19 protein-coding genes are annotated in these 16,322 nt (G+C 44.7%); 18 read left to right on the forward strand and 1 reads right to left on the reverse strand.

The window, feature by feature from the left end; translation table 11 throughout:
- Positions 1 to 10 precede the first annotated feature (10 nt).
- The 18 genes from rimP (at position 11) to JOC27_RS02180 (ending at position 15,776) form a co-directional block, all read left to right on the forward strand.
- Positions 11 to 481: a ribosome maturation factor RimP gene (gene rimP / locus JOC27_RS02095; protein WP_205005350.1), complete on the forward strand. Its 471-nt coding sequence runs from the start codon at positions 11 to 13 to the stop codon at positions 479 to 481.
- Positions 482 to 517: 36 nt separating this feature from the next.
- Positions 518 to 1,669: a transcription termination factor NusA gene (nusA, locus tag JOC27_RS02100; protein WP_205005351.1), complete on the forward strand. Its 1,152-nt coding sequence runs from the start codon at positions 518 to 520 to the stop codon at positions 1,667 to 1,669.
- Positions 1,670 to 1,684: 15 nt separating this feature from the next.
- The gene (gene rnpM / locus JOC27_RS02105; RefSeq protein WP_205005352.1) at positions 1,685 to 1,975 is read left to right on the forward strand and encodes an RNase P modulator RnpM; all 291 of its coding nucleotides are present in this window, start codon (positions 1,685 to 1,687) and stop codon (positions 1,973 to 1,975) included.
- Complete coding sequence (locus JOC27_RS02110; protein WP_205005353.1) at positions 1,959 to 2,279, forward strand: YlxQ family RNA-binding protein; 321 nt, start codon at positions 1,959 to 1,961, stop codon at positions 2,277 to 2,279. The genes rnpM and JOC27_RS02110 overlap by 17 nt, the downstream gene beginning before the upstream one ends.
- Before the next feature lie 4 nt (positions 2,280 to 2,283).
- Positions 2,284 to 4,548, forward strand: coding sequence for a translation initiation factor IF-2 (infB, locus tag JOC27_RS02115; RefSeq protein ID WP_205005354.1), 2,265 nt, complete (start codon positions 2,284 to 2,286; stop codon positions 4,546 to 4,548).
- Positions 4,545 to 4,826, forward strand: a complete 282-nt coding sequence (locus JOC27_RS02120) for a DUF503 domain-containing protein (RefSeq protein ID WP_205005355.1) — start codon at positions 4,545 to 4,547, stop codon at positions 4,824 to 4,826. The genes infB and JOC27_RS02120 overlap by 4 nt, the downstream gene beginning before the upstream one ends.
- A gap of 15 nt (positions 4,827 to 4,841) precedes the next feature.
- Entirely contained in the window at positions 4,842 to 5,189 is a 348-nt protein-coding gene (gene rbfA / locus JOC27_RS02125; RefSeq protein ID WP_205005356.1) for a 30S ribosome-binding factor RbfA, read from the forward strand.
- A 40-nt stretch (positions 5,190 to 5,229) separates the two neighbouring features.
- Positions 5,230 to 6,132: a tRNA pseudouridine(55) synthase TruB gene (truB, locus tag JOC27_RS02130; RefSeq protein ID WP_205005357.1), complete on the forward strand. Its 903-nt coding sequence runs from the start codon at positions 5,230 to 5,232 to the stop codon at positions 6,130 to 6,132.
- A 56-nt stretch (positions 6,133 to 6,188) separates the two neighbouring features.
- Positions 6,189 to 7,145 carry a bifunctional riboflavin kinase/FAD synthetase gene (locus JOC27_RS02135; protein ID WP_205005358.1) on the forward strand — a complete coding sequence of 319 codons (957 nt, stop codon included), beginning with the start codon at positions 6,189 to 6,191 and terminating at the stop codon, positions 7,143 to 7,145.
- Between the two features lie 187 nt (positions 7,146 to 7,332).
- On the forward strand, positions 7,333 to 7,602 hold the full coding sequence (gene rpsO, locus JOC27_RS02140; RefSeq protein WP_205005359.1) for a 30S ribosomal protein S15: 270 nt from the start codon (positions 7,333 to 7,335) through the stop codon (positions 7,600 to 7,602).
- A gap of 314 nt (positions 7,603 to 7,916) precedes the next feature.
- The gene (pnp, locus tag JOC27_RS02145) at positions 7,917 to 10,037 is read left to right on the forward strand and encodes a polyribonucleotide nucleotidyltransferase (RefSeq protein WP_205005360.1); all 2,121 of its coding nucleotides are present in this window, start codon (positions 7,917 to 7,919) and stop codon (positions 10,035 to 10,037) included.
- A 60-nt stretch (positions 10,038 to 10,097) separates the two neighbouring features.
- Entirely contained in the window at positions 10,098 to 10,295 is a 198-nt protein-coding gene (locus JOC27_RS02150) for a hypothetical protein (RefSeq protein WP_205005472.1), read from the forward strand.
- Between the two features lie 362 nt (positions 10,296 to 10,657).
- Complete coding sequence (locus tag JOC27_RS02155; protein ID WP_205005361.1) at positions 10,658 to 11,464, forward strand: transporter substrate-binding domain-containing protein; 807 nt, start codon at positions 10,658 to 10,660, stop codon at positions 11,462 to 11,464.
- A 95-nt stretch (positions 11,465 to 11,559) separates the two neighbouring features.
- Entirely contained in the window at positions 11,560 to 12,219 is a 660-nt protein-coding gene (locus JOC27_RS02160; RefSeq protein WP_205005362.1) for an amino acid ABC transporter permease, read from the forward strand.
- On the forward strand, positions 12,206 to 12,931 hold the full coding sequence (locus tag JOC27_RS02165; RefSeq protein ID WP_205005363.1) for an ATP-binding cassette domain-containing protein: 726 nt from the start codon (positions 12,206 to 12,208) through the stop codon (positions 12,929 to 12,931). Before JOC27_RS02160 ends, JOC27_RS02165 begins: the two co-directional genes overlap by 14 nt.
- 28 nt (positions 12,932 to 12,959) lie before the next feature.
- Complete coding sequence (locus tag JOC27_RS02170; RefSeq protein WP_205005364.1) at positions 12,960 to 13,928, forward strand: SIS domain-containing protein; 969 nt, start codon at positions 12,960 to 12,962, stop codon at positions 13,926 to 13,928.
- Between the two features lie 220 nt (positions 13,929 to 14,148).
- Positions 14,149 to 14,880 (forward strand): UTRA domain-containing protein, encoded by a 732-nt coding sequence (locus JOC27_RS02175; protein WP_205005365.1) that lies wholly within the window; start codon positions 14,149 to 14,151, stop codon positions 14,878 to 14,880.
- A 47-nt stretch (positions 14,881 to 14,927) separates the two neighbouring features.
- Positions 14,928 to 15,776: a PfkB family carbohydrate kinase gene (locus tag JOC27_RS02180; protein WP_205005366.1), complete on the forward strand. Its 849-nt coding sequence runs from the start codon at positions 14,928 to 14,930 to the stop codon at positions 15,774 to 15,776.
- A gap of 236 nt (positions 15,777 to 16,012) precedes the next feature.
- Here JOC27_RS02180 and JOC27_RS02185 read toward each other — a convergent pair whose 3' ends face one another.
- A complete protein-coding gene (locus JOC27_RS02185; RefSeq protein WP_205005367.1) occupies positions 16,013 to 16,213 on the reverse strand; it encodes a hypothetical protein in 201 nt (66 codons plus the stop codon).
- Positions 16,214 to 16,322 lie beyond the last annotated feature (109 nt).

A 16,322-nucleotide genomic window follows, 5' to 3' on the forward strand; every position in this document is an offset into this window, starting at 1 on the left:
GGGGTTGAACATGGCTGGCACAATTGCGAAAGTTACCGATGAATTAATCGCACCGATTTTGACTGAACTTGGTCTCGAACTTGTCGACATTGAGTTTGTCAAAGAAGGTCAGAATCGCTTCTTGCGTGTTTTCATTGATTCACCGCAAGGGGTGGATCTGGATATGTGTGCGGCGGTCAGCGAGAAATTAAGCGAGAAGTTGGATACAGCGGATCCGATAAAAGAAGCCTATTTCCTGGAAGTTTCGTCTGCTGGGGCCGAACGACCGCTAAAGAAATATCAGGATTATCTCAAAGCAGTCGGCAAGGACGTTCATCTGACAACCTATGAACCGATTAATGGTTCGAAAATCTTCGAAGGAAAACTGACTGCTGTCAGCGAAGATGCGGTGACGCTTGCGGTCCGAAATAAAACAAGAGTGGATGAAGTGGCATTGCCCTTTGAAAAGATAGCAAGCGGCAGGCTTGCGATTCTCTTCTAAGTGGGTCATGCCCTTGTAAAAAAGGGGAGAGAAAGAATGAGCAGTGATCTTATTGAAGCGATGGCGGCTCTGGAAAAAGACAAGGGAATCAGCAAAGAAGTTCTACTGGATGCGCTTGAAGCCGCGCTGATTTCCGCCTATAAACGGAATTTTGATCAAGCACAGAATGTTCGTGTGGACATCAATGAAGGTATCGGTCAAATCAAAGTTTTCGCCCGTAAAGAAGTGGTTGAAGCGGCTGAAGATAATACCGAACAGATTTCACTGGATGACGCAAAAAAACTGAATCCACATTATCAGGTCGGCGATACTGTTGAAGTTGAGGTAACACCGCGAAACTTCGGCCGTATCGCAGCTCAGACAGCGAAACAAGTGGTAACGCAGCGCGTCCGCGAAGCCGAACGTAGCGTCATTTATTCTGAATTCATTGATCGCGCCGATGATATTATGACCGGTATCGTTCAACGGGTGGACCATCGGTTTATTTATGTTGACCTGGGACGGGTTGAAGCACTTCTGCCACTGTCTGAACAAATGCCAAATGAAACTTACCATCCGCATGACCGAATCAAAGTCTACCTTACAAAAGTCGAAAATGCGAAAAAAGGACCAATGATTACTGTATCAAGGACACATCCTGGTCTTTTAAAACGTCTTTTCGAACTTGAAGTACCGGAAATCTTTGATGGCACGGTAGAGATCAAATCGATTTCACGAGAAGCCGGAGACCGATCAAAAATTGCTGTTTATGCTGCTGATCCGGAAGTCGATGCTGTCGGCGCTTGTGTTGGCCAGAAGGGTGCTCGTGTACAGACGATTGTGAATGAGCTTAAAGGCGAAAAAATAGATATTGTCGGCTGGTCAGAAGATCCCGTAGTCTATGTTGCCAATGCGCTTAGTCCGTCCAAGGTTGTTCAGGTGATTGTTCACGAGGAAGACAAGGCAACAACCGTTATCGTTCCGGATTATCAACTGTCGCTTGCCATTGGCAAAAAAGGGCAGAATGCCCGCCTCGCAGCGAAACTGACCGGATGGAAAATCGATATTAAGAGCGAATCTGAAGCAGAAGAGAACGGAATCCTGGATGCCTATGCGGATGAAAAGGATGCCGAAGAGATTCAGGACGCAGAGATCGACGCTTTGGGCAATGCAGCTAATCAGGCAGATACTCCTAAAGAAGACGACTAAGGAGGCTTAAAATCTATGCCGAAATTAAGAAAGATTCCGATGCGCAAATGTGTCGTCTGCCAGGAACAGGAAGACAAACGGCAATTGTTTCGCGTGGTTCGTTCGCCTGAAGGCGATGTTTTTCTTGATCTTACCGGGAAGAAAAATGGGCGCGGCGCTTATCTGTCCCAGAAGAAAGCGTGCATCGAAAAGGCGAAAAATAAAAATTTGCTTTCGCGCCATTTAGGAACACCCGTTCCAGATCAGGTCTTTGACGACATGTTGCGTCTTGTGGAGGAGCGTTGCGTCGATGCCCCAAGCGAATGACTGGCAACCGTTGCTCGGACTCGCAAAACGCGCCGGCAAGGTCGTTTCGGGAGAGGATACTGTGCTACGCTCGATTCGCGAACAAAAGGCTAAACTCGTTCTTTTAGCTGAGGACGCATCTGATCGAACAAAGAAAACAATAACGAATAAATGCACGTTTTACCGCGTGCCACTCATTCAAGTGCCAGATCGCTTTGCCCTTGGCAAGGCCATTGGCCAGCCCGCACGGGTAATTGTTGCTATAGTGGATAGCCATTTTGCGGGAGGACTGATAGGACGACTTGAATCATCAATTCGGGGGTGAATCTATGAGTAAGATGCGTGTGTATGAATATGCTAAGGACAATAGTGTATCAAGTAAAGCAGTTATTGAAAAACTGGAGGCACTGGGTTTCAATGTGAAGAGCCATATGTCCGTCATTGAGGACAATGCCATCCATCAATTAAATAAACAATTTCTGAAGAAAAAACCGTCTGCCGAAGTCCAGACGGTTCATCCGAAAAAAAAGAATGCAGAGGGTACAGTGACACAACCTACAAAAACAAAAGAAAAACAAACGAGTCATGTGGCAGCGGCACCAGAGAAACGCCAGCATCAGGCAGGCAAATTTTCCAGCAGCAGCCAGAAACACGGTGGAGAGAATCAGGGGAATAATAATCGCGGCAATAGAACTGGCGGTGGCAGCCGATTTAATGAAAACGGCAGTGCCAATAGACGTAATAACAGCGGCAATGGCGGCAGACGAGGCGGCCGTGCGAATGGTAGACGGCGCGGACAGGTATCAGCCGTAAACCGTCAAAAGATGGAGATTAAACTGCCCGACAAAATTATGATTTCAGGCTCATTGACGGTTGGTCAATTTGCTGAAAAAATTGGCAGACCGTCAACAGACATTATTAAGAAATTAATGGCACTCGGTGTCATGGCAACAAAGAATCAGGATCTCGACAAAGACACGATTGAATTGCTTGCTGGAGATTATGGCGTCGCGGTTGAAGAAGAAGTCATCGTTGACGAAGCAGATTTTGAAGCAGATGGCTTGGAAATTGACGAAAAAACAGCGGTCATCCGCCCGCCGGTTGTCACAATCATGGGTCATGTCGATCACGGCAAGACAACTTTGCTCGATTCGATCCGCCATACAAAAGTAACAGCAGGCGAAGCGGGCGGCATTACGCAGCATATCGGCGCCTATCAAGTCGTACACGAAGGCAAGCGAATTACCTTCCTTGATACGCCAGGGCACGCGGCTTTTACAACGATGCGGGCACGCGGTGCGGAAATCACCGATATTACCGTACTTGTGGTTGCCGCAGACGATGGTGTGATGCCGCAAACAATTGAAGCGATACACCATGCGCGTGCTGCAAAGGTTCCGATCATTGTTGCCGTCAACAAGATAGATAAGCCGAACGCTAATCCAGATCATGTCATGCAAGAATTATCCGAACAAGGCCTCGTTCCAGAAGACTGGGGCGGCGATACGATTTTTGTCAAAATATCTGCGAAACAAGGCATAGGCATCGATGACTTGCTGGAAATGATTCTTCTTGTCGCGGAAGTCGAGGAATTCAAGGCGAACCCGGACAAGTTGGCGCGCGGCGCTGTCATCGAAGCACAGCTTGATAAAGGAAAAGGACCTATTGCAACGCTACTTGTTCAAAATGGTACGCTAAATGTTGGTGATCCAATCGTTGTCGGTAGCACCTTCGGTCGTGTCCGTGCGATGGTGAACGATCTCGGTCGTCGCGTGAAGAAAGCCGGTCCGTCGACTCCGGTTGAAATCACCGGCTTGAATAATGTACCGCTCGCCGGCGATCAGTTCATCGTCTTTGCCGATGAAAAGAAAGCGCGGCAGATCGGTGAAATACGTGCAGAACGCGCGCTGATTACAGAGCGTAAAGAAACGACGACTAAAGTTAGCCTCGATGATCTCTTTGAAAAGATCAAGGAAGGCGAAATGAAAGAAATCAATGTCGTCATTAAAGCGGATGTACAAGGTTCAGTAGAAGCGCTCAGTGGATCATTGCGCAAGATTGATGTTGACGGCGTGAAGATCAATATTATCCATGAGGGAGTCGGCGGCATCAGTGAGTCGGATATCATTCTTGCATCCGCTTCGAATGCGATTATCATCGGCTTCAACGTACGCCCAGACAATCATGCCAAGTCGATCGCAGAACAGGAGAAAGTTGACATCCGCCTCTACCGCGTTATTTATGATGCGATTGATGAGATGGAAGCAGCAATGAAAGGAATGCTCGATCCGGAATTCAAAGAAGTAGTTATTGGCCAGCTTGATGTCCGGACAACATTCAAAGTATCCAAAATCGGAACGATTGCCGGCTGCTACGTCACTGACGGCCGGATTTCAAGGGATGCCGGCATTCGACTCGTTCGCAACGGTGTGGTCGTTTATGAAGGCCATGTTGATACATTGAAGCGTTTCAAAGATGACGCAAAAGAAGTCAAGCAAGGCTTTGAATGCGGAGTCACACTTGAGAACTTCAATGATATCAAGGAAGGCGACACCATGGAAGCTTATGTCATGGAAGAAGTTAAACCTAAATGATCGTAGGTCTTGTTCAATGCGACTGTCTGCTCTATAGCGCCCAATCGCTTAAAGACAAGCGGTCAGTACTGTTGAGTATTCTGCGCAAGGCAACGCATAGCCACAATTTGGCGGCGAGTGAAACAGATTTTCAGGATGTTTGGCAACGTACCTCGCTGGCTTTTGTTTCCGTTGGCACATCAAAAGTCGTTGTTGAGAAAGAATTGACACGGGCTTTGCAGCTAATTGACAGTCATCCTGAAATTGAACGGACCCAAACGACCTATGAATGGTTTTAAAAGGAGGGTGACACTATGGCCAATTTAAGGGTACATCGCGTCGCCGAGCAAATGAAAAAAGAAATGAGCGACATTATCCGTAATCGTATCAAAGACCCGCGTGTTGGATTTGTGACGGTTACAGGTGTAGATGTAACTGGCGATCTTCAAGAAGCAACAGTCTATGTTAGTGTTCTCGGTGACCAGACAAAGGTCGATGAAACACTGGCTGGGCTTGTCAAAGCGAAGGGATTTATCCGCAGTGAAATCGGTAAGCGAATTCGTCTGCGTAAAACGCCGGAGATTCAATTCAAATTCGACCAATCGGTTGAATACGGCAATCATATAGACAAGTTGATCAACGATTTACATCGCAAAGACTGATAGCTACAAGGTTTTTGGCGAATGGAAAAGGATGGGATTCATGAACGAGTATAATGGAATTCTGCCGCTTTACAAGCCGCGTGGAATGACTTCTCATGACTGTGTTTTCCGTCTGCGCAAGCTGCTTCATTTTAAAAAAATCGGACATACAGGCACGCTCGATCCGCAGGTTGATGGCGTGCTTGTTCTCTGTCTCGGACGAGCCACGAGAGTCGCTGAATTTTTGCTCGATTATGGAAAAACGTATCAGGGCGTGATTGCTCTTGGTACGGCAACGACAACGGAAGATGCCTCTGGTGAGATTACGGCAGAGCAAGTTGTCGAAGAACCAATCAGACGAACAGCAGTAGAAACAGTTCTGGCATCCATGAGAGGACCAATTGAGCAGATAACGCCGCTCTATTCAGCGGTAAAAGTAAACGGGCGAAAACTTTACGAATATGCGCGCGCGGGTATTCCTGTTGAACCGCCAATCCGGCACGTTACTATCTATGATCTGAAGCTGCTCAATCCGATTCCGAATTACAAGGAACAGATTGCCTTCGAAGTTTCCTGTAGTAAAGGGACCTATGTGCGGACGCTAGCGAAAGATATCGGCAGCAAACTCGGTTATCCAGCACATCTTCAAACGCTGACTCGGATAAAGGCAGGACCATTCCCCGTTGAGGCGTGTTTCACTTTTGCACAGATTGAATCACTTGTTGAAAAAGATACGTTTCAGGAAGCACTTCGTCCGCTTGAACAAGCGCTCAGCCAAATGGAAAAGTGGACGGTTGACGGCATGATTGAAGAACAGATCCGCCATGGTGCCGTTCTGCCGCTTCCGGAATCGTTTGATGATCGGCCGCATGCGGTTTATAATAGCAAGGGACAATGTCTTGCTATTTATCAGATTCATCCGGAACATAGTGATCGGATTAAACCTGTCAAGGTCTTGATTTGATCTCATGAGTCATCGACAGAACAGGCATTTCAGCTTAAGAAATTGAAGGTGCTGCCATGAAAACGATTTATCTAGATAAGAAACCGGATATGGATGAAATTGATAGCCAAGAAAAAGTGGTCGCGCTTGGCTATTTTGATGGCGTTCACCTTGGTCATCAGCAAGTGATCCAGAAAGCAGTATCCATTGCCAAAGAAAAGGGCATGGAGTCGGTAGTAATGACTTTTTATCCGCATCCCTCAGTTGTTCTTAAACCTTCTGCTAAGAGGGAAGGCAGTTTGACGCCGCTTGAAGACAAAAAACATATGATTGAACGGCTCGGTGTCGATCTGCTTCTCTTCGTCACGTTTGATTTGGAATTGAGCAGACTGTCGCCACAGGAGTTCGTCGACGGTTATTTGATCGCAATTCATGCCAAGCATATTGTGGCAGGGTTTGATTACACGTTTGGACGGATGGCTAAGGGCAATATGCAGAACATCGGCGACTATTCGCGCAGTATGTTCGGCTATACGACCATTCCGCGTGTGGAACGATTCGGAGAAAAAGTTAGCTCAACATTGATTCGCGAATATATCCAATCCGGGGCTGTTGATGAAGCGGCTATCCTGCTCGGTCGGCCCTATCGGACGTCGGGTGTGGTTGTACACGGCGATCAGCGCGGACGAGAACTCGGCTTCCCGACAGCGAATGTTGAGACACAGGCAGATTATCTGCTGCCCAATCAAGGCGTATATGCCGTTCGGCTGACTGCTGGCGGCAAGAGCTATGACGGTATATGCAGCTTAGGCATGCGCCCAACTTTTTATGATGAGAAGAAAGCTGTGCTAGCCTTCGAAGTCTATCTATTAAACTTCAGTGGTAATCTTTACGGTCAGGCTGTTTCGGTAGATTGGCATAAGCGGCTGCGCGGACAGCTGAAGTTTGCTGATGCTCAAGCACTGATTCTTCAGATGAAAAAAGACGAGCAGGAGACGCTCCGTTATTTTGCAGCAGGGCTTGTTAAAGACTAATGCTCAATTTTTCGAAAGCTGATACATTCATTAGGGTCTTGCCAAGCAAAAGAATCGACCACAGACTTGAAATCATTAGCTTATTCATGTAAACTGTTTGAGTAATGATTAGAACCTTTGCTCGGCCAAGCGCTCCACCGGCGCCCGCTGGGCATATGGGGATTCATAAGAGGGAGGTGACTACCTGATGGCTCTGACGAAAGAACGTAAAACTCAGCTGATTCAGGAATTTCAGACACATGAGAACGATACCGGTTCACCGGAAGTTCAAATTGCTGTTCTGACAGAACAAATCAACGTATTGAATGAACACTTGAAACTTCATAAGAAGGATCATCATTCACGCCGTGGTCTGCTAAAGATGGTCGGCAAGCGTCGTAACTTGCTCACTTATCTGCGTGAACTCGATGTGAAGCGATATCGCGAACTGATTAACAAATTAGGTCTTCGTCGATAACAAACAAAAAGCGGGATTTTCCCGCTTTTTTGTTGGACAAAATGAAAACGATAACGCAACGGTACGCAGTGTCCGTTCAAAAATGCCCGCATCGAGATGTGGGCATTTTTCAAAGGATAAGATTGTATAAGATTTAGCGCGAAGAATACAGCGCTGGTGCCTTGCGGGTAAAGCGACCAAGTGAGATCTCGCAGATTATAATCTGTTTGAGCTGACGTGCGGCGTACAAGCGAGCAGCCGAAGCGCAATTGTTAAAAAAGGACTTGGCTATGCCAAGTTTTTCTGAATAGATATAGAGGAAAGAGGTGCAGCAATTGGCATCAGAAAAGCATGTTTATTCGATTGACTGGGCGGGTCGTCCGCTACGTATCGAAATTGGGGAAGTGGCGAAACAGGCAAATGGGGCAGCGCTTGTTTATTATGGTGATACGGTTGTTTTATCGACGGTTACTGCGTCTAAGGAACCAAAAGAAGGCTCGTTTTTTCCTTTGACAGTAAATTATGAGGAACGCGCTTATGCTGTTGGTAAAATGCCCGGCGGTTTTATCAAAAGGGAAGGACGACCAAGCGATCAAGCGACGTTGTCTGCACGGATGATTGACCGACCGATCCGTCCGCTATTTCCAGAGGGATTCCGAAATGAAGTACAAATTGTCAACATGGTGATGAGCCTTGATCGGGATGCTAGCGCGCAAATGGCTGGAATGCTCGGTTCTTCTCTTGCGCTCTCGATTTCCGACGTTCCTTTTGAAGCGCCGATTGCTGGGGTGATTGTCGGCCGTGTGAATGGCGAATTTGTCGTCAATCCGACTGTTGATCAGGAGAAGATGAGCGATGTACATCTGACTGTGGCTGGAACAAAAGACGCCATTAATATGGTTGAAGCTGGCGCAGACCAGGTACCTGAATCGGATATGCTTGATGCGATTCTCTTCGCACATGAACAGATTAAGAAGCTGATTACTTTTCAGGAACAAATCATTGCTGAAGTTGGCAAGCCGAAAATGGAGGCTGTCTTATTTAAAGCGGACAAGGAACTTGACGATCGAATCCGTGAATTAGCCCACGAGCGATTGAATCAAGCGATGCGGACTGAAGAAAAGCAAGCACGGGATCGGGCGATAAACGCAGTCAATCAATCCGTTCTTGATACAGTTCTTGCAGAGAATGCTGACGCTGAACAGACTGTTGATCCAGCGCTTGTTGAGGAAGTCTTACATAACGTGCTGAAAGAGGAAGTGCGGCGAATGATTGTTGTCGAACATCTTCGTCCCGATGGACGGGCTATTGATGAAATCCGGCCGCTCACCGCACGCGTTGGTCTTTTACCTCGGGCTCACGGCTCCGGCCTGTTTACTCGTGGACAAACACAGGCGCTCAGCGTCTGCACTTTAGCACCGCTCAGTGAAGTTCAGGTTCTCGATGATTTCTCGGCTCAAGAGACAAGACGCTTCATCCATCATTATAATTTTCCTGGATTCAGCACGGGTGAAGCGCGACCTTCTCGATCGCCAGGGAGACGGGAAATCGGTCACGGCGCGCTTGGCGAACGGGCACTTGCTCCGGTGATTCCGTCAGAGAAGGTGTTTCCATACACAATTCGCTGCGTCTCCGAAGTGCTTGAATCAAATGGTTCCTCATCCCAGGCGAGTATTTGCGGGAGCACGTTAGCCTTAATGGATGCCGGCGTACCAATTGAAGCGCCAGTATCGGGAATTGCGATGGGGCTTGTCAAACATGGTGATGATGTAGTTGTTTTGACAGATATACAAGGAATGGAAGATTCGCTTGGCGATATGGATTTCAAATGCGCCGGTACCGAAAAAGGTGTCACAGCGTTGCAGATGGATATCAAAATATCTGGTGTGACGCGCGATATTCTTGAAAGGGCGCTGAACCAGGCAAGAGAAGGCCGATTGAAAATCATGAAAACCTTGCTAGCTGCCATCCCGGAACCGCGCGTACATCTGTCTACATATGCGCCGAAAATTATTCAAATAAAAATTAATCCGGAAAAAATCCGCGATGTAATTGGTTCAAACGGAAAGGTGATCAATAAAATCATCGAGGAAACCGGCGTAAAGATTGATATTGAGCAGGATGGATCTGTTAATATTTTCTCAATTGATGAATCATGCGGCCAAAAAGCTAGACAAATCATCGAAGATTTGGCACGCACGGCAAAAGTCGGTGATATCTTTACCGGGCGGGTGAAGCGAATAGAGAAATTCGGAGCTTTCGTCAGTCTTTTTGGCCATACAGACGGACTGGTGCATATTTCGGAACTTGATAATAAACGTGTGGAAAAGGTCGAGGACATCGTCTCGATTGGCGATGAAGTTCGTGTTAAAGTGATCGATGTTGACCATCAAGGACGAGTCAAGCTCTCCCGAAAGGCGCTACTCGCAGATACAGCAGATAGCAAGCAAATGTGAATGTTTTTTATAAAATTAAAACAAATTTTGAAAAAATAAATCACTTTGGGAGGAGATGTTTTGGCAAGAAAAATATATGAACGTATGAATGATGATCAAAAGCATGAAGCACTTGAAAAATTTAAAGTAGATATACAAAAGTTGAGAAATGAATATGAGAAAGACTATCCGGTTGTTGTTAGAGACGCTATTGAGGAAGCCATTCATGTGTATGAAAAAGATGTTGCATATTTAAAAGAAAATCTTAAGTTGAGCTAATATTACTCTGTAAGAATCCAATCCTATTTTAAGGATGGATTCTTTATTTTTTTATGATGGGATCAAGGGGATAATTTTCCCCTCTATATTTTCCACCTTTGTCCACTAGAATTAGCACCTCATCGCACAATTTACAAAAAATTATATGGCCCGCGAATGCTTATCTGTCAACAGTTTCCCAAAATTTTGTGTCGGATAAAATAATGAAATATTAAGACATATTAAAATATTATATTGACATTATAATATTTAGAAAGTAATATTAAATTGCGAAAAAGATATAATATATTAATACAATCTGATATTTTCTCATTATTCAAAAATGAGTTGATATATAACCATGATTAAAGGAGATGTATTAAGTGGGGAAAAGGGTATTTAAAATTATTTCAGGTTTGTCCTTCGCGTTCGTTCTGATTTTCTCGCTCACTGCTTGCGGAAGCAGTGGTGACAAGCAGACGAGCTTGGAAAAGATCAAGTCGAAGGGAACGCTCGTTGTTGGTCTCAGTGCAGCGACCCCTCCATATGAATTTCATTACAGTAACAACGGCAAAAATGAGCTTAAAGGTGCCGATCTTGAACTGGTGAAACGCATCGCGAAGCAGATAGGTGTTAAGTACCAGATCAAGGATATGGATTTTGATGGGCTGCTGCCAGCTTTGCAGAGCGGAAAGATCGACATGATTGTTTCGGCAATGAGTCCGACACCTGAACGTGAGAAGGCTGCAGATTTTTCAAAAGTCTACTATAAAAGCACTAATGTATTTGTCGTAAGAAAAAATGAATTGAGCAAATATGAGAAGCCTTCTGCATTGAAAAATGCGACTGTGGCTACGATTAATTCTTCGACTCAGCAGGCGGTTACTGAAAAGTATTTTCCAAAGGCGCATCTAAAACTGTTCGGGAAATCTAATGATCTGGCGCTTGCCGTTGCCAATGAAAAAGCAGATGCAATGCTTGTTGACGTACCAACAGCTGCTTTGCTCATTAAAGCAAATCCATCACTGGCGCAAACTAAGCTGCAATACAATGATGATACGGCTGGTGCAGCAATCGCGATGCCGAATCAATCAAGTAAGGATTTAAAGAATACGGTTAATTCCGCGATCACGAAATACAAAGGGCAGTATGATAAATGGATTCTTGAACAAGTAAAGTATGTTAAGTAGTAATTAAGCAGTTGCGTGCTTCAAATCTTGAGCCGTACGAAATCGCCTGTCAGGTATTTATATAATTCCAATAACTGGGATTGGAGTTGGAATTTTTGAATTTCTCTTTTTTGGGATCCTATTACACCTTCTTTTTGCAAGGGGCATATGTAACTGTTTTGCTAGCCATCATTTCAGTAATTGCCGGTACGATTTTAGGCGTTCTATTAACCTTAATGAGAAGATCCAAAATTCAAGCGGTTCGGTGGATCAGTATTGCTTACGTTGAATTTATTAGAGGGACGCCTTTACTTGCACAAGTGTATCTCGTCTATGTTGGCTTGCCTATGCTTACCCAACTCAATATTCCTGACTTTGCAACAGGGGCAATTGCATTAACGATCCATGCTTCTGCCTATATTTCGGAAACGATGCGTTCAGGGATTGAAGCTGTACCTTATGGTCAGGCAGAAGCCGCAAGAAGTCTTGGCATGAACAGTAGGAGAACAATGCTTGACATTATTCTTCCGCAAGCTTTTAAAAACATTCTACCGGCTCTTGGCAATCAGTTTATTGGCAACATAAAAGACTCATCACTGGTGTCTGTAATCGGTATATCTGAGCTCATGTATGAGACAACTACGGTGCGCGGGACAACCGCACTTGGACTTGAACCTATAATCGTGTGTTCCTTAATCTATCTTGTTCTGACTTTAACCTTGACAAGATTGCTGACTTTCGTTGAAAGGAGGCTAAAAAGCAGTGATCACCGTTAAACATTTGTACAAGTCCTTTAACAGTCATGAAGTGCTGAATAATATAAACTGTACGATTCATGACGGCGAAGTAGTTGTCATTATCGGTCCTTCGGGCTCCGGGAAAAGCACGCTGTTACGCTGTCTCAATTTACTGGAAACACCGACCCAAGGCTCGATCATCATAGACGGACAGGATATTATGACCCGGAAAATCAACATTGATCAAGTAAGGGAAAAGATGGGCATGGTTTTCCAGCAATTTAACCTATTTCCTCATAAAACGGTTATTCAGAATATCTGTCATGCACCCATCCGTGTTAGGAAGATGAAAAAGTATGATGCGGAACAGCAGGGCCTGGAATTACTGCGTAAGGTCGGATTGAGAGACAAAAAAGATGCTTATCCCATCACCCTCTCCGGCGGGCAGCAGCAGAGAATCGCTATTGCGCGGGCACTGGCGATGCAGCCGAATGCGATGCTATTTGATGAACCCACATCGGCATTAGATCCTGAGATGGTGAGCGAAGTACTAAACGTTATTAAAGATTTAGCTAAAGAGGGCATGACCATGGTGATTGTCACCCATGAAATGGGGTTTGCTAAAGAAGTTGGAGATCGAGTTATCTTCATGGATGGCGGCCAAATTGTTGAAGAAAATACGCCGGATGCAATGTTTAATCATCCGCAACATGCACGTACGCAAAACTTTCTGTCTAAAATTCTTCATTAACAATTGTAATTCCTAGGAGGAATAATCATTGGAACTTAATCAAATCGTTAAATCCATTCAAAGCAAGCAAAGTGAAATTAGCAGTGTTTATTTTGTAGGATGCGGGGGATCGAAAGCAGATCTCTATCCGGGTTTTTATTTTCTGCGAAAGAATGCAAAGAAGCTGATTACCGGTCATTTTACCGCCAATGAATTTAATTATGATACGCCTGCCGCAGTTGGCGAACATAGTATCGTGATCACATGCTCACTTGGCGGCACCACTCCGGAAACTGTTCAGGCAACAAGCCTTGCGAAATCACTTGGCGCGCATACGATTGCAGTGACCCATGAACCTCAATCACCTTTGACGAACGATGCAGACTATGTGGTCACACACGGATTTCATGAAAGCTATTCGGCGAAGGTATCAAAAATGACAAAAGTCTTGACGCTGGCCGTAGAAATTTTGAATGCTTTCGAAGGGTATGACGCTTATGATCATTTCATCGAAGGTGTAGGGAAAATCTATGAAGTGATTGATGATGCGACAGAATTATTGCTTCCTCAAGCGAAAAAGTTTGGTGAAGCCTACAAGGACGCTCCGGTTATCTATGTTATGAGTAGTGGCGCGACAACAGAAGTCGCTTATTCCTTCTCAATTTGCCTTCTGCTTGAGATGCAATGGATCAATTCAAGCTCATTCAGTGATGGCGAATTCTTCCACGGTCCTTTTGAAATTGTTGAAAAGGATAAACCGTTCCTGTTGCTGATGAACGAGGGTAGCACACGTCCAATGGATTCACGCGCTTTGGAATTCTTAAATCGCTTCGATGCGCAAACTACAGTCGTCGATGCAAAGGATTTCGGGCTTATCAATTATATCGCCGAAGATGTCATTGATTATTTCAATCCGATTCTGATCGAAGGTGTGCTTCGCGTTTTTGCAGAACAATTAGCGATTGCCCGGAACCACCCGTTGACAAAGAGGAGATATATGTGGAAGCTGTCTTATTAACTTTTTCGTAAGAGCCAACACAGGCCAACAACCGTATAACAACGAACTGTATAAGGATCATCGCGTTTCTTGTTTCTGAAAGAACCGGTGATCTTTTCTATTAGAAAATGGACGAAACGGAGACTGATGATCTGATACAAAAAAGATGTGCAGCGATAAGTTATGCGCTATCATAATAGAATAGGTTTGTCCAAACTATTAAATGATGGGAAGTCAGATGATGCTAAACAAAGATAACCTATATCCACTTTATATCCAAGTCAAAAGAAGGATCATTGAAGACATTCACAATGATACGTATACGGAAGGCTCGCGGTTACCTTCTGAAACAGAGCTGTGTGAAAAATATGAGGTCAGTCGCATTACGATCAGACGATCTCTACAGGATATGGTGGATAGTGGTTACCTCGTTCGCAAACAGGGCAAAGGCACTTTTGTCAAAAGGGGGAAGATCAAGCGTAGCCTAATTTCGCCGGACGGCTATACCGAGTATATGAGAGAGACCGGTCAGAGGCCGGAGCGTAAGATCGTTGAGAAAGTGATCAAACCGTGTTCTCCATTTATTGCGAAACGTTTAGCGATCCCGCTTGGCAGTGAAGTGTTGGAGCTTTGCCGTATTCTCTATATTAAAGGTGTTCCGCTTGGCTTTGAGTTGAATAGCTATCCAATCATACGTTTTAATGGTTTGGAAGCGTATATCGATGATCATGTTTCGACCCATGAAGTCTTGCAAAAAGAATATGGCGTAACCCTAAAAAGTAACTATAAAGTGTTAAACGTTTTGCTTGCAAACGAAAAAATTGCCAATTACTTACATTGTAATGTCAGCGACCCCGTCTATCAGCTGGACAAGACAGCTTTTAACCAATACAAAGCAGCGGTCTATCATTCAATGATGTATTGTGATGTGAATCGGGTTAGCTTCGTTATCGAGGACAAGAAAGACGAATGACTCTGAAAGAAACCATATCAAATCTCAAATGGAGGAAGGTTTCAGATGTGCGTTTTTTAGGACTAGGCGATAATGTCGTTGATATCTATGAATCGAGACAGACGATGTATCCCGGTGGTAATGCCTTGAATTTCGCAGTATTCGCGAGAAAGTTAGGGTTTGAAGCAGCTTTTCTCGGTGCTTTTGGAACGGATAAGATTGCTGAGTATGTCCGATCATCCGTTAAGGTTTATGATGTGGATCTCTCCCATTGCCGAATTTATGAGGGAGAAAACGGCTTTGCCCGAGTAACGCTCAAAGATGGCGATCGGGTTTTCCTGGGAAGTAACCGCGGCGGCGTTCTCAGCCAATACGGTTTAAATATTTCTAATAAAGATGTGGACTATCTAAAAACCTTTGATTTGATTCATTGCAATATAAATGGTTTTTCTGATGATGCGCTCCCGTTAATTCACCAATTGGGTATTCCGATTTCTTATGATTTTTCTAGCCATTTTACGGAAGAAGATATTAAGCGCGTCGCCAAGTACATTGATATCGCTTGCTTCTCTTGCAGTCATTTGACCGAGAACGCGCTGCAAAACCTAGCTTCACGCATCTTGGGTTATGGCTGTGATTGTGTACTCTGTACTCAGGGCGAAAACGGCGCCTTCCTTTTTACAGAAGGTCAGTGTCACCGTCAGCCAGCCCATTACATTAAAGCTCAAGACACTATGGGAGCCGGAGATGCCTTTCTCACTTGCTTCCTTGTTCACTATTATAAGAATCTTGGTAATGCTGCCGGTAAGAAAGAAGCGATAACAAATGCACTGGAGTTGGCCGCTGATTTCTCAGCGCAGCAGTGTCTCGTTGAAGGTTCCTTCGGTATGGGAAAAAAGATTAATATGGAAGAATAACCTTTGTGAAAGAAAAATTTGAAGCGAAAAGAAGCTGATTGCATGATGCAATTAGCTCTTTTGTGCGCCCGGCATGGGTGACAACTAGGCGGTGAAAGTCCGCTACAGTCTTGGCAGTAGGAACTGTTAGCTAAAGGCAAGGGTGTCCACCGTGAGGATGAATTTCCAACAGACGCAATCGGTTCCCAATGATTAAAACACGTACATAATTTATAAAAACAAAGTGCTTTTACTTTTTAATCTTCCAGGTAGTTCGGCTGATATTGTGGCGTATACGAATTTGGCCATGAGAGCCAACCGTATAAATTGAAATTTCCGTGTTTGGAAATAATATTCCCGACAAGTTTATCACGGCTCACCATTTTGTTGATGTATTCTTGCCCAGGATGAAAGAGTTGTTGAAGCTGTAAACTACCAATGACCCCTATACTTGCCACGCTTTTAAGTATCTCTTTCTTCTTTTTTTTCAAAGAGTTAAATCATATTCATTCTTAATCGCGCTATATATAGAAAGAAAGCTTGCTGGAAAAGTTGAAATTTCTTCCG

This window comes from Sporolactobacillus spathodeae (assembly GCF_016908935.1).
Classification (GTDB): Bacteria; Bacillota; Bacilli; order Bacillales; family Sporolactobacillaceae; genus Sporolactobacillus; species Sporolactobacillus spathodeae.